We start from the raw sequence: 13,235 nt of genomic DNA, 5'->3' as shown, positions 1-13,235 counted from the left end.
CTCCAGCCCCACGCGTGCAGATTATCGAACTTACTCACTGGGGGCCTGGCGGTCGGACATGATGGTCAACCGAACGGCCATGTTGATGTTGAAGGAATATTACGATTTCAGACGCGGACACATCACAGCGGATCAACTTCGACAGTATGCGAAAGAATCTGAGGCGAAATTGAAAGACCTAGAGCAGCATTCGGCACATCAGAAGGTACCGGCTGCATATATCCCATTCAATCGAGATGTAAGATTGGTAACACATGCCGAGATTCAGACGATAGGATATTTGGCGCAAAGTCGCGGCATCTTGACCGATGCCTTGGCCGACCAGTTGTATCGGATCATCGTTCAATTTGATGGACTGGAGCGGCATCAGCCAAAAGTGATACAGCGGGGGTAACGACATGGAAGGTGTGATCCGGGTCGCGCGCTATCGAGCCCTTGGCCGGAGGGTAGTAGCGGACCGTGAAGGGATGTGGATATGGTTCGCTTTTATCGCACATGATCTCCTGATCTTGTCTGCCACGTTCTGGCCCGTATTGCTTCACCACCCGGCTTATCAAAGAAGGCCTGGACATTTATGGTTTCAATGGGACTCCCTCTATTACGTAATTGTCGGGGATCTAGGCTATACGCACCTTCCTGGAATCGCTAAATATAAGAATACGGCGTTCTTCCCGTTCGTTCCCATGCTGGTGCGAATGTTTGGGGCATGGGGCGTCGTTGTCATTGAGCAGCTGACCTTGGCTGCGACGCTGGCGCTGATGTATTGGTACGGGAAGAGGATGGGGCTCAGCCAAGCGGCCAGGATTCGGAGCGTATGGTTATTTGCTCTCTGTCCTGCGGCCATATTCTATTCCACCATCTATGCAGAGCCCTGGACGGTCTTCGGAACCTTGGCGAGCCTGTTCCTGGCGGTCAACCAGCGGTGGATTTTGGCCGCATTTTCAGCGGCCGCCACGTCGTTGACGCAAGGGACAGGGGTATTGGTAGGGGTGTTTCCGCTAGTTCTGTTTTTCCGTTCTCTTCTCCAGAAGAATTACCGACTCCTTTCCATGGCACTGATTTGGGGACTGGGTGCTGCATGCGGGCTGGGACTGTATATGGCATATCTAGGTTGGGCTTATCATGATCCCCTTCTATTTTCGAAGGTGCAGCCGCAGATGTGGCATTCGTACTGGCGGTGGCCATGGTTTCAATTCATCCAGGGCTTAGAACCGAAAAAATTTACCGCTACAGCGGTGCTTCATCTGGCATACGAGTGCACGGCGGTCATTTACGTGGCCGGGGCATGCTTCATTTGGGCTCGGAGCATCCGTTCCACTGAGCACTGGGAGCTTACCGCTTCCCGATTGTACACCATCATGGGGCTTTTGGTAGCGTTCAGCTTTTATCCTGGCCATACCCCATTTTACAGTGCAATTCGAATTGCTTCGGTTTACTTTCCCATGTACACAGGATTGGGAGTTGGGATGAAGAAAACGTGGTTCACGGTGATCCTGGTGGTGTTTGTCGTCATCGCGTATCTGGGCACCTCACGTTTTACGCATGGGTATTTCTTTCAATGAAAAGGCGGGTCTTTGCACGCACATCCGATTGATTCGCGTTGTATCCTTATGCTCCTTTCGAAAAGCAAAATGGGGACCAAAATGATTTTTCTCCTCCCGCGCTCTCCGTATCAATCCGGATGCGGTATGATGAAAGGAGATGTGAGGATGGGGGCGGGACCATGGACGCCAAACTGAACGCGTGCCGCCGGCAGATTGAACAGTGGCTGGAGGATTACGGCGAATCGGTGTTCACCTTGTGCACAGAACAGTGCGAGGATGCGGCGGCAGCCCGCGATTGTTTTGTTCATGTGTTCCTGGCAGCCTTCCGCGCGCTTTACCATCAACGCGACCGCAAGCTGCAGGATGCGCCTCAGGCATGGTTGTTGTCCGAGGTGTCCTCGTGGACGCCTGGAGCGCGGAGATTGGCGTCAGTGCCGGCTTATTGGGAAGCCCATTCTTCTTATGAGCACTTGCGGTGTCAAACCCAGAAGCTGCTCAAGGCGCAAACGGTGGCCGAGTGGGCACGACAACGACAGCAGGGACCGCGCTGGACACGCTACGCTCTGGCTCTCACCGGGGTGTTTGGGGTGTTGGCGGTAGCGGCCGCTGAGTTTGGCAACGCCTGGATGCATCCAGCCCATGCCGCTCTGGACCATAACAGCAAGTCTCCGGCATTGCCGCCGGTGCTCTCCAACCTCCCCACCGCGACAAGGGCCCAGTTCGCCTTGGGGAACACCAGCGTGTCCCTCGACCATTCGGCTTCCAACGACCATGCGTTGTTTTTGCCTCGCCTGCAGACCACGGACACGAAAGGCACACGCGAGATTGACGTGTACGGGTATCGCTACCGTGACAGCGGACGTGCCCTCGACAGCGCCCAAAACATGTTCGGTCGCATTCGACTCCACTCGCCGGGGGCGAAAAGTTTCACCGAGTCGGCTTGGTTGGTGGCTTCGTGGTCGTTTCAGCCTGCCGATGAACGATGGGCCATCGCCACAGTCGAGTGGCAGCCCCGGGATGCGAAGACCACGGACCGGGGCGTGCTGCAGGTGTACGCGCTGAATCTCAGCACAGGTCAGTCGGCGCTGGTCAAGACATTGGCCTTGGGCGGCAACGGGGCCGACAGCTACACTGTCGCTGCCGGTCATGGGCGTGTGGTCATGGAAGGCGAGGTTGGGAGCGCGGGCAGCACCAGCGGGGCAGGGGCGCCGGTCGCTCTGCCCATCCAGGTGTACAACTTGGAGGGGACGTACCCGCAGCACGCGCTGGTCTTATGGAAAGAGTTGCGGGCGCCTGGGATGCCGCTGGCCCATCCGGTTGTCACGCAGACAGGAATCATCAGCGAGGCAGCGGATGCGACTTCTTCCGGCAACTCGGCGTGGTATTTTCTAAATTGGAATGGCCAAGTATCGGACCTCTTGGGTCCGCCGTCCGACGGTCAACCGCACTGGGCGCTGCAGGGGGAGGATGGACGCATGTGGTGGGTCGAGACGACTCCGGACGCGCGCCAGGGCCATGCACGGCAGCAGGTCTTGATGGGGTCCATGAACCAGAAATCGAGCGTGGATCAATCGCCTGCGCTCACCCTCGACGGCTCGGTCTCCGGACTGGCCGTCAGCAATGGAAACTTAATTTGGCTGCAGGATGTCGGGAACGTCCGGCAGTTGGTGGTGGCTGAAGTCAAATGAACAATCAAATTCGCGATAAATTGCAGTTGTTGCCGGATAAGCCCGGCGTCTATCTGATGAAGGACGCCACCGGCCGGGTGATTTACGTCGGCAAGGCGAAGGTGTTGAAAAACCGGGTGCGTTCGTACTTCACCGGATCTCATGACCGCAAGACGCAGCACATGGTGTCCAACATCGCCGATTTCGAATACATCGTCACCGACAGTGTGGTCGAGGCGCTGGTGCTCGAGTGCAACTTAATTAAACAGCATTCGCCGCAGTATAACATCATGCTGCGGGATGACAAGGCCTACCCGTACATCAAGATTACAAACGAGGAGCACCCTCGGCTGGAGATCGTCCGACGGGTGAAAAAGGACAAGGCGAAATATTTTGGCCCCTACCCGAATGCGACGTCGGCGTCTGAGACGCGCCGCTTGCTGGATAGGCTGTACCCGCTACGCAAATGCAGGCGACTGAAACCCAAGGTGTGTCTGTATTATCACATTGGCCAGTGCCTGGGGCCGTGCGAGTTCCCCGTCGACAAGGCCGCATACGACCAGTTGATCCGCGAGATCACGCGTTTTTTGAACGGAGGTCACAAAGCGGTTCAGGACGAACTGCGGGAGCGAATGGAGCGTGAGGCTGAACAGTTGAATTTCGAGCGGGCGGCCGAGTTGCGGGACCTGATTGCCCACATCGAGCGGGTGATGGAACCGCAAAAGGTGTCCGTTTTGGACGACGCGGACAGGGATGTGTTTGGGTATTACGCGGACAAAGGGCTGCTCTGCGTGCAAGTGTTCTATGTGCGCTCCGGGAAACTGATTGAACGCTCGGTCAACATCCTCAAGCACTACGGCGATCCGGCCGACGATTTCATGTCCTTTGTGGAACAGTTTTATTACGAACAGGCGGATGTTCCTAAGGAAGTCCTGCTGCCCCAGGGAACGAACAGCGACGTCTTGAGCGAGTGGTTGGGCGCCCGCTGCTTGCACCCGAAACGCGGGCAAAAGCGCCAGCTTGTGGACCTGGCCAGCGAGAATGCCCGCTTGGCCTTGTTGGAACGGTTGAAGCTGCTTGAGAAAGACATGGATAGGACCCTGGGGGCGGTCATCTCGTTGGGCGAGCAGCTGGGAATTCCGGAACCGCGGCGCATCGAGGCCTTTGACAACTCCAACTTGCAGGGTGCGGACGCGGTGGCGGCGATGGTGGTGTTTCTCGATGGCAAGCCGGCGCGCAGCGAGTACCGTAAATACAAAATCCGATCCGTACGAGGTCCGGACGATTACGAATCCATGCGGGAGGTCATCCGCCGGCGCTATTCCCGCGTGCTCAAGGAGAAGCTGCCGCTGCCCGACCTGATTGTGATTGACGGCGGAAAAGGGCAGCTGCATGCGGCACTCGACGTCTTGGAGAACGAACTGGATCTGGAATTGCCGGTGGTCGGCCTGGCGAAGGACGACCGACACCGTACACACCAGCTGTTCTTCCGCGACGAAGATGAACCCATCCCAATGGATCGGCATTCCAGCGCCTTCTACCTGTTAGAACGGATTCAGGACGAAGTGCATCGGTTTGCCATCACGTTTCACCGCCAACGGCGCCAAAAGACCGGGCTCGCTTCGCGCTTGGACGAGATCCCCGGTATTGGACCGGAGCGACGCCGTCGCCTGTTGCAGCATTTTGGTTCGCTGAAGGCCATCCAGGAAGCAGACCTGGCCGCGCTGCGAAAGGTCGGCATCGGGGAAAAATTGGCGAAGAAGATTCAGGAGCATCTCGCCGATTCCGACAGCGCCAAGGATGGCGTTTCTTGACGCTGTCTGTCGCAACCAGTACAATTTGCTTTGGACCCGTCGCCAACCGGCCAGGCAGTCGTGCTACGACTGCCCTTACATATGTATGGCTTTTTTCCGGGGGGACACGTGGGCCCGCGGATGGCGCCGTCGGGGATAGGCATTGAAGGGAGGCACAGGCGTGGCTACTACCAACGCCCACACAGAGTTCATCCTGCGTCGCTTACATACGCTGGCAGGTGTGATTCCAGTCGGACTGTTCTTATTGGAACACCTGTTCACGAACGCAATGGCTACTTCGGGGCCGGAGACGTTCAACAGTGCGGTGTACACGATTCAGCACATTCCATTTCTGCATTTCATTGAGTTCATCTTTATCTTCTTGCCGCTGGTGTACCACGGTGTGTTTGGCCTGTACGTGGCGTTCACGTCTGGTTACAACGCCGGTCAATACTCCTGGGGGCGCAACGTGATGTTCGTCCTGCAGCGAGTTAGCGGGGTCATCACGTTCGTCTTCATTATCTTCCACCTGTGGACAACCCGGTTCTCCGGCAAGGCGCCAACCTTTCAGATGGTACACGACCTGCTGGTCAACAATCCAGCATATTTCTGGTTCATGATCATCGGGGTCGTGGCGGCGACGTTCCACTTCTCCAATGGTCTGTGGTCGTTCTGCATCCACTGGGGGATCACGGTCGGACAGCGGGCGCAGCGGGTGTCGGCCTACGTGTTCTTTGTAGTTTTCATCGTGCTGGCTGCGGTCGGTGTTGATGCCTTGATTGCGTTCACGACACAAACCGCGTAGGCTGGAGGAGGTAACGTTATGAGTGATCAGCGGATCATCGTGGTCGGAGGCGGTTTAGCCGGCCTGATGGCGACGATAAAATGTGCCGAAGCCGGGGTGCCGGTGGACTTGTTTTCCCTCGTACCGGTCAAACGGTCGCATTCCGTGTGTGCGCAGGGGGGTATCAACGGAGCCGTCAACACCAAGGGCGAAGGCGACAGCCCTTGGGAGCACTTTGACGACACGATTTACGGCGGCGACTTCTTGGCCAACCAGACCCAGGTACTGGGGATGTGCGAAGCGGCGCCAGGCATCATCCATCTGATGGATCGCATGGGCGTCATGTTCAATCGCACCCCTGAGGGTTTGCTGGATTTTCGCCGATTTGGCGGGACCAAGCATCACCGCACCGCCTTTGCCGGAGCTTCCACCGGGCAACAGTTGTTGTACGCATTGGACGAACAGGTGCGCCGGCATGAGGTCGCTGGTCTCGTCCAAAAATATGAGGGATGGGAGTTCCTGTGCGCGGTGCTGGACGATGCGGGTGTGTGCCGGGGCATCATTGCGCAGGACCTGCGGTCGATGGAGATCCATGCCTTTCGTGCGGACGCGGTCATCATGGCCACGGGCGGCTTGGGCATGGTGTTCGGCAAGAGCACCAACTCGATGATCAACACCGGTACCGCTCTGTCGGCCCTGTATCAGCAAGGGGTGTACTACGCCAACCCGGAGATGATTCAGGTGCACCCGACAGCCATCCCCGGCGACGACAAGCTGCGCCTGATGTCCGAGTCAGCCCGTGGCGAGGGCGGACGGGTGTGGACCTATAAGGATGGAAAGCCATGGTATTTTTTGGAAGAATGGTATCCTGAGTACGGCAATCTGGTGCCGCGCGATGTGGCCACTCGCGCCATTTTCAAGGTCTGTGTCGACATGGGGCTGGGTGTCGACGGGAAAAACCAAGTGTATCTGGATCTCTCGCACATCCCCGCAGACGTACTGAACGTGAAGCTGGGCAACATCCTGGAAATCTACGAGAAATTCGTCGGCGACGACCCACGCAAGGTTCCGATGCGCATTTTCCCCGCGATGCACTACAGCATGGGCGGCATGTGGGTTGATATCAATCAACAGACCAACATTCCCGGCTTGTTCGCCTGCGGCGAGTGCGAGTACCAGTATCACGGGGCCAACCGTTTGGGCGCCAATTCGCTGCTGTCCTGCATCTATGGCGGCATGGTGGCAGGTCCCAACGCGGTCAATTATGCGCGCAATCTCACCAAATCCAGCGCTGACCTGGATGCCTCCTTGTTTGAGCGGTATCGCCAGCAGCAGCAGGATAAGTTCGAAGGCCTGCTGAAGATGGAGGGGGACGAAAACCCTTATCAACTGCACAGGGAATTGGGCCAGTTGATGACCGACAACGTGACCGTCGTCCGCTACAATGACCGGCTCAAGAAGACGGATGAAAAGATTCAGGAACTGATGGAACGCTATAAGCGGATTGGCATGGCCGATACGTCGCGGTGGGAAAACCAGATGGCTCCGTTCACCCGCCAACTGTGGAACATGTTTGAGTTGGCCCGCGCCATCACCCTTGGAGCACTCAACCGCAACGAAAGCCGCGGCGCCCATTACAAGCCGGAGTTCCCGGAGCGTGACGACGAGAACTGGCTTAAGACCACGAAGGCGAAGTGGACGCCGGATGGCCCGAAGTTCGAATATGAGGATGTCGATGTGTCCCTCATCAAACCTAGGCTGCGCAACTATGCCGTGAAGAAGGAGGAGACTACCTGATGAGCGGGAGCGCGACGGCAGAACGGCAGACGGCTGCGACGACAAAGACGGTGCACCTGATCATCGAACGGCAGGATGGGCCCAACTCTCCCAGCTACACCGAGGAGTTTGAAGTGCCGTACCAGCCGGGGATGAATGTCATCGCCTGTTTGATGGAGATCCAGCGCAACCCGGTGAATAAGGCGGGCAAACGTGTGGCGCCGGTAACCTGGGAGATGAATTGCCTCGAGGAGATCTGCGGCGCCTGTTCGATGGTGATCAACGGCAAACCACGGCAAGCGTGCACGGCCCTGGTCGATAAGTTGGAACAGCCCATTCGCTTGAAGCCGATGCGCACGTTTCCTGTGGTGCGGGATTTGGTTGTGGATCGCAGCCGCATGTTTGAGGCGCTGAAAAAGGTGAAAGCCTGGATTCCGATTGACGGGACCTACGACCTTGGGCCGGGGCCTCGAATGAACGAGCGGGATCGGCAGTGGGCTTATGAGTTGTCTCGCTGCTTCACCTGCGGCTGCTGTGTGGAGGCCTGCCCGAATGTGAATGAGCGCACCTCGTTCATAGGGCCTTTTGCGATTTCGCAGGCGCGCCTGTTCAACGCACATCCCACTGGGGCCATGCATCGGGCGGATCGGCTGGAGGCGTTGATGGAGGAAGGCGGCATTCACGAATGCGGGAACGCACAAAACTGCGTACAGGTTTGCCCGAAGGGCATCCCCTTGACCACTTCGATTGCCGCCATGAATCGCCAGGTCACCTATCACGCTATTGGGGCTTGGTTGAAGAAATAAACCACTTTGGAGCTTGGACGCCCACTCGCGGGCGTTTTTTCATGAGGTTGCTGCCACCTTCACTAGGCCATACTGAAGTTGTGGAGGTGGCGGCATGAAACGTTCTTCCGAAGCTCCGGTCCTTGTAGCCTTGGTGGCGCTGATGCTGACAGCCACGGTGGGAGTGTTCACCTCTTCGCGGACCCAAGATGAGTTCGGACATCTGGCCACAATCGGGCGGTCCGTCCAGCAGTGGTTGTTGTCCCACCGTATTGGCCAGGGCCTGCGCCAGCACTTTTCGGTTACGGACGGGCAACCGGACAAATACGGGCAAGGACCAGCCGCCGGCAGCGCGAGGCCCTATGGGGCCGCCAGCGGTGGGACAGCTGGAAGCGAGCGGGCTGCGGGCAGTCCAGCAGCGGCCCCGGCCAGCACGTCCTCAGTCATGGCGGATTCAGAGGATATGGGGCGCCTGTCGGGGATTGCGCAGCGATTGGTACACTCATTGCGTCCCAAGGATTGGAAACTGTTGAGTGAGGCGTTGGCCACGCCCGATGAGCGCGAAGCGGAACAGGTTTTTGCGCAGGTGCTCGGCAGCCGTCTGGCACCCGAGGATGCGCAGTGGATACGGAGCCATTTCCACGGGCGGACGGCATTCGATGCTGAGGATGTGCGTCTCCTTCGCGCCGCCTTTTCCGAGATGAAGCAGGAGTTGACCCCGGAGGAACAGCGAATGCTGCTGGCTCAATTGGGATCGTGGTTGTCGAATTAGGGCGGGGCTTGGCGTCGGTTGCGGTTGTTTGACTGTTATCTCAGCGCATGGCGTGATAGACTAGCCATGGAGCTGGACAGACCGGATGGCGGCGTCAGGTTCCTGGAATACATAGAGTGAATGGTTGTGGAGGAGGAGAACCAGCGGTGTCAAAAAGGAGCCAGCAACTGGTCCAATACCTGGTTGACATCTCAACGAACCTGCAGGATGCAGCGAATCTGTTTGGCGAGGGACTCAAAGACCTGTCCCACCCTGAGTTCCTGGCTGCCAACGTGAAGCGCCTGGAGGAAAAAGGGGATGACTTGACGAGCGAATTGCTGTCCCTGATCAATGCAACCTACATTACCCCTTTGGACCGTGAAGACTATCTTGAGCTGGCGCTGCGCATGGACGACATTGTGGACGGATTGGAGGCTTGCACGGTTCGTTTCGATTTATATCAAATCACGGAACCGACCCCTGTGATGTTTGAGTTCGCCCAAAACATCGCGGACAGCGCAGATGAAATCGCCGCGGCGATGTCCAAATTGCAGGCCCGCAAGTTGTTGGAACTGCGGGAGCATACACAGCGGCTCAACCACTTGGAGAAGACGGGCGATGCCCTCCTGCGCACCTCTTTGCGGTCGTTGTTCAGCGAATCGACCGACGCCATTCAGCTGATCAAACTGAAGGAAATCTATGAAATTCTAGAGAGTATCACCGACAAGTGCGAGGACGTCGGCGATGTGCTGGATTCCGTGATCGTGAAAAACGCGTAGGAAGGTGCGAGATGTCCGGCATCATATTACTTATCGTCGTGCTCGCTGTCGTATTCGATTACAGCAACGGGTTCCACGATACGGCGAATGCGATTGCGACAACGGTTTCCACGCGAGCCCTGTCTCCGCGCCGCGCCGTGGTCCTGGCGGGAGCGCTGAATTTTATCGGCGCCTTGGTGTTCACCGGCGTCGCCAAGACGATTGGCGGGAACATTGCCGATCCGTTCACCCTCCAGCATGGCATGGTGATTGTCCTGGCGGCCTTGATTGCGGCGATTGTGTGGAACCTGTTGACTTGGTATTTCGGTATCCCCAGCTCCTCATCCCACGCCCTGATTGGCGGTTTGAGCGGTGCGGTGGTCGGCGCGGCCGGGTTTCGCGCGCTGCACTGGATGGGTTTTCTCAGTATCATCGAGGCACTGGTGTTGTCTCCGATTGCTGCGATTTTGGTTGGGTACATCCTGATGACCCTGTTGAAATGGGGGTTCGGAAGCACGTCTCCACACAAGGCCAACCGTGTCTTTCGTACCTTGCAAATCTTCTCGGCGGCCTTTCAGGCGTTCAGCCACGGCACCAACGACGCCCAGAAGACAATGGGCATCATCACGTTTGCGCTGGTTGCCGGGGGCTTTCAAAGTGAGCTGGAAGTTCCGCTATGGGTCAAGGTGCTGAGCGCTTTCGCCATGGCTGCCGGGACGGCTTCGGGGGGCTGGCGCATCATCAAGACGGTCGGATCGAAAATCATTAAGCTGGAGCCTATCAACGGCTTTGCCTCGGATTTGACTTCGGCCACGGTCATCCTCACAGCCACCTTGTGCAAACAACCGGTGAGCACAACCCATGTGATCTCCTCGGCCATCATGGGGACAGGGGCGGCCAAACGATTTCGCCAGGTCAATTGGGGAATGGCAATCCGGATTGTCATCGCCTGGCTTATCACCATCCCTGCGACCGGAGCGCTGGCCGCGCTGTTGGCACGAATCCTTATTCTGTAGCGGGTGGTTATGGGCGACTTGGCCAGCCACACGAGGGCGAGGAGACTGTCAGGACCGTCACAGGAGTTCCTGTAACAAAAAAGGCGCCGCGTGGGCGCCTTTTTGCTTCACTCGGAGGTGGAACCGGCAGCGAGGGCTGCCTCGACTGCGCTCCATTCCGTCTCATCGGTAATATTAGACAGCGACGGGTTGCCCGCAGCGTCGTAGACGACCTTCAGCAGGGCCAGTTGATCAGCGTCCTCCGCGCTTTGCAAGAGCACGTATTGGCGCTCCTGGACAGCGAACGATTCGCCAACGTAAAAGGGATGAGCCTGCCCGTTCTCGTCTCGCAGATACAGGACAGACGGCTCCTGACAAGAACAGTGGTCGTGACCGCAGCTGCATGTCATAGTGACTTCACCTTCCCGGATATCATCATACCAGAGCGCGCGGAGCGGGTCACGACCCCAGCAAGAAACCTCTACCGCGCACTGGCGTAGAGGCGATCCGCTTGCTCAGATGGTGATTTCGCCTAGGCGCACGAGTTCGACGACAGCTTGCGAACGGCCCTTGACGTTCAGCTTTTTCATGACATTAGAAATGTGGTTTCGGACCGTCTTTTCGCTGACGAACAACTGTGCGGCGATTTCCTTGGTGGTTTTGTCCTGAACAAGGAGCTCAAACACTTCCCGCTCACGGTTAGTCAAAAGCGACTTGGTGCGCATGTCTTGGTCGCCGGACATATCTCGCTATCCCTCCTTGTCGGTCGGTCTACAAGTACGGGATACAGTCACGGTATAGTATGTTGGGGTGAGATCGCGCGTGCGAGCACGTGAAAACATGGGCAACCGGCGTAGAATCCGTTGCCTTCGTCGGCTCTCGCAAGGGCCCGTCGACAGGGCGTTCGTTGACGCCCGCCGGGGCGAGTGTTACAATGCATGCGAGCATGGGACGTTTGTCCCTCGAATGAGGTGTAGAGCGTGAACCCATCCCTGCCGGATTGCGTCGTCGAAATCGAACAGAGGCTGCGTCAGATATCCGCTCTTGTTCGACGACGTGGACGAGCCTTATTGGAACGGTATGGGATAACACCTCCACAATTTGATGCCCTCCTTATTTTGGATAAAGAAGGCGATCTTACCATCGGCGAGATGAGCACCCGCTTGGGACTGGCCTACAGTACGACAACCGACCTCGTTGACCGCTTGGAGCGCGCCGGATTTGTGGTCCGCCAGCGGGATCGGGCGGATCGGCGCGTGGTGCGAGTGTGCATGCAATCCTCAGGCGCTCAATTGATTGAGGACGTGCTGGATGCGCGCCGGGCGTATTTAGCGCGCATTTTGGAGCCCTTGGGGCCAGAGGAAAAGCGCGAGGTTCTGCGTGTGCTCGACCTTCTTTACGCCCATATGGCGCACTGAGGGCGGCCACTCCAAGAGGCGCGGACGGACGGGCTTCATTCCTGCGGGCGGCTGAATACGTTATATGCTGTCAGCATCCAGGTGGGAGAGATGAGGGGACGTGCACGTAGAGCAGCCAATCGCAGTATTTGATTCAGGAATGGGTGGACTGACAGTCGTTTCGGAGATCATGTCTGTCCTTCCGGACGAGGCGATTTTTTATTTCGGAGATACGGCTCGGTGCCCTTATGGAGACAGGAACCCGAATCAGGTGCTCGAGTTCAGCCTGCAGATAGCGGATTTCTTGTTGTCTCAACAGGTCAAGCTGCTGGTGGTCGCCTGTAACACTGCGACGGCCGTGGCATTGCCGGAGCTGCAGCGGCGTTCGCCGATCCCGGTGTTGGGTGTGATTCAACCGGGCGCGCGGGCGGCGGTGAACAGCGCGACGCCGCGCCGGCGTCGGATTGGCGTCATCGGCACGGCGGTGACCATAGCCAGTGGCGCATATGCGGACGCGGTCCACGTCTTGGATCCGGCCGTCGACGTGGTGAGTCTGGCTTGTCCGCAGTTCGTCCCGCTGGTGGAGTCTGGGCGTTGGGACGGACCCGATGTGGAACAAGTGGTACGCGAGTCGCTGCTGCCTCTGCTTTTATACGATATCGATGCCCTGATCCTCGGCTGCACGCACTACCCGTTGTTGTCGGCTCCGATTGCCAGGGTGGTGGGACCTCAAGTGCAGTTGATCTCTTCGGCGGCCGAGACGGCACGCGAAGTTCGCGAAGTGTTGGCGCGGCTCCGCCTGTTGCGTCCTTCGGGTGCCCCTCCCATCCACCGATTCTATACGACCGGAGATGAACAAAAAATGAAGGCGGCTGTGCAGGGCTGGATGGGCCTGCCGCCAGACAAGGCACGGGTGCGGTGTGTGGATGCGATGGCCCTGCACGCACGTTAGGCGGAGCAGGCGCGTCTGCGGTCGCCGGAACCG

General features: G+C 57.9%; 14 protein-coding genes. 12 read left to right on the top strand and 2 right to left on the bottom strand.

Going from position 1 to position 13,235, the window contains the following annotated elements; all coding sequences use genetic code 11:
• Window positions 1-58: 58 nt before the first annotated feature.
• From AK2_RS16845 to AK2_RS07755, 10 genes are all read left to right on the top strand, one after another.
• Entirely contained in the window at window positions 59-394 is a 336-nt protein-coding gene (locus tag AK2_RS16845) for a hypothetical protein (RefSeq protein ID WP_157076268.1), read from the top strand.
• A 4-nt stretch (window positions 395-398) separates the two neighbouring features.
• Complete coding sequence (locus tag AK2_RS07795; RefSeq protein WP_067933071.1) at window positions 399-1,562, top strand: hypothetical protein; 1,164 nt, start codon at window positions 399-401, stop codon at window positions 1,560-1,562.
• A 161-nt stretch (window positions 1,563-1,723) separates the two neighbouring features.
• Window positions 1,724-3,232 carry a hypothetical protein gene (locus tag AK2_RS07790; protein WP_067933070.1) on the top strand — a complete coding sequence of 503 codons (1,509 nt, stop codon included), beginning with the start codon at window positions 1,724-1,726 and terminating at the stop codon, window positions 3,230-3,232.
• On the top strand, window positions 3,229-5,025 hold the full coding sequence (uvrC, locus tag AK2_RS07785) for an excinuclease ABC subunit UvrC (protein ID WP_067933067.1): 1,797 nt from the start codon (window positions 3,229-3,231) through the stop codon (window positions 5,023-5,025). Before AK2_RS07790 ends, uvrC begins: the two co-directional genes overlap by 4 nt.
• A 160-nt stretch (window positions 5,026-5,185) precedes the next feature.
• Entirely contained in the window at window positions 5,186-5,809 is a 624-nt protein-coding gene (locus tag AK2_RS07780) for a succinate dehydrogenase cytochrome b558 subunit (protein WP_067933066.1), read from the top strand.
• 18 nt (window positions 5,810-5,827) lie between these two features.
• A complete protein-coding gene (sdhA, locus tag AK2_RS07775; protein WP_067933063.1) occupies window positions 5,828-7,585 on the top strand; it encodes a succinate dehydrogenase flavoprotein subunit in 1,758 nt (585 codons plus the stop codon).
• On the top strand, window positions 7,585-8,370 hold the full coding sequence (gene sdhB / locus AK2_RS07770) for a succinate dehydrogenase iron-sulfur subunit (protein WP_067933061.1): 786 nt from the start codon (window positions 7,585-7,587) through the stop codon (window positions 8,368-8,370). Before sdhA ends, sdhB begins: the two co-directional genes overlap by 1 nt.
• 94 nt (window positions 8,371-8,464) lie before the next feature.
• Entirely contained in the window at window positions 8,465-9,121 is a 657-nt protein-coding gene (locus AK2_RS07765) for a hypothetical protein (protein ID WP_067933059.1), read from the top strand.
• A 146-nt stretch (window positions 9,122-9,267) separates the two neighbouring features.
• Window positions 9,268-9,879, top strand: coding sequence for a DUF47 domain-containing protein (locus AK2_RS07760; RefSeq protein WP_067933057.1), 612 nt, complete (start codon window positions 9,268-9,270; stop codon window positions 9,877-9,879).
• An 11-nt stretch (window positions 9,880-9,890) separates the two neighbouring features.
• Complete coding sequence (locus AK2_RS07755; protein WP_067933055.1) at window positions 9,891-10,874, top strand: inorganic phosphate transporter; 984 nt, start codon at window positions 9,891-9,893, stop codon at window positions 10,872-10,874.
• A gap of 107 nt (window positions 10,875-10,981) precedes the next feature.
• Here AK2_RS07755 and AK2_RS07750 read toward each other — a convergent pair whose 3' ends face one another.
• On the bottom strand, window positions 10,982-11,263 hold the full coding sequence (locus tag AK2_RS07750) for a DUF1292 domain-containing protein (protein WP_067933053.1): 282 nt from the start codon (window positions 11,261-11,263) through the stop codon (window positions 10,982-10,984).
• 105 nt (window positions 11,264-11,368) lie between these two features.
• The gene (locus AK2_RS07745) at window positions 11,369-11,596 is read right to left on the bottom strand and encodes a helix-turn-helix domain-containing protein (RefSeq protein WP_026961157.1); all 228 of its coding nucleotides are present in this window, start codon (window positions 11,594-11,596) and stop codon (window positions 11,369-11,371) included.
• 237 nt (window positions 11,597-11,833) lie between these two features.
• On the opposite strand from AK2_RS07745, the gene AK2_RS07740 reads away from it, so the two are divergent.
• Together AK2_RS07740 and murI are read left to right on the top strand one after the other, a co-directional pair.
• Window positions 11,834-12,271: a MarR family winged helix-turn-helix transcriptional regulator gene (locus AK2_RS07740; RefSeq protein ID WP_245632820.1), complete on the top strand. Its 438-nt coding sequence runs from the start codon at window positions 11,834-11,836 to the stop codon at window positions 12,269-12,271.
• A 100-nt stretch (window positions 12,272-12,371) separates the two neighbouring features.
• Window positions 12,372-13,202: a glutamate racemase gene (murI, locus tag AK2_RS07735; RefSeq protein ID WP_245632819.1), complete on the top strand. Its 831-nt coding sequence runs from the start codon at window positions 12,372-12,374 to the stop codon at window positions 13,200-13,202.
• Window positions 13,203-13,235: the final 33 nt, after the last annotated feature.

It is taken from the genome of Alicyclobacillus kakegawensis NBRC 103104 (genome assembly GCF_001552655.1).
GTDB lineage: Bacteria > Bacillota > Bacilli > Alicyclobacillales > Alicyclobacillaceae > Alicyclobacillus_G > Alicyclobacillus_G kakegawensis.
Note: the sequence above shows the minus strand (reverse complement) of the source record. Positions and strands in the feature narration are given on the sequence as shown.

Bases quoted from the DNA above. Each gene is read 5' to 3' on its own strand.
- AK2_RS16845 (WP_157076268.1), top strand. From the start codon at position 59: ATGATGGTCAACCGAACGGCCATGTTGATGTTGAAGGAATATTACGAT.
- AK2_RS07795 (WP_067933071.1), top strand. From the start codon at position 399: ATGGAAGGTGTGATCCGGGTCGCGCGCTATCGAGCCCTTGGCCGGAGG.
- AK2_RS07790 (WP_067933070.1), top strand. From the start codon at position 1,724: ATGGACGCCAAACTGAACGCGTGCCGCCGGCAGATTGAACAGTGGCTG.
- uvrC (WP_067933067.1), top strand. From the start codon at position 3,229: ATGAACAATCAAATTCGCGATAAATTGCAGTTGTTGCCGGATAAGCCC.
- sdhA (WP_067933063.1), top strand. From the start codon at position 5,828: ATGAGTGATCAGCGGATCATCGTGGTCGGAGGCGGTTTAGCCGGCCTG.
- sdhB (WP_067933061.1), top strand. From the start codon at position 7,585: ATGAGCGGGAGCGCGACGGCAGAACGGCAGACGGCTGCGACGACAAAG.
- AK2_RS07765 (WP_067933059.1), top strand. From the start codon at position 8,465: ATGAAACGTTCTTCCGAAGCTCCGGTCCTTGTAGCCTTGGTGGCGCTG.
- AK2_RS07755 (WP_067933055.1), top strand. From the start codon at position 9,891: ATGTCCGGCATCATATTACTTATCGTCGTGCTCGCTGTCGTATTCGAT.
- AK2_RS07750 (WP_067933053.1), bottom strand. From the start codon at position 11,263: ATGACATGCAGCTGCGGTCACGACCACTGTTCTTGTCAGGAGCCGTCT.
- AK2_RS07745 (WP_026961157.1), bottom strand. From the start codon at position 11,596: ATGTCCGGCGACCAAGACATGCGCACCAAGTCGCTTTTGACTAACCGT.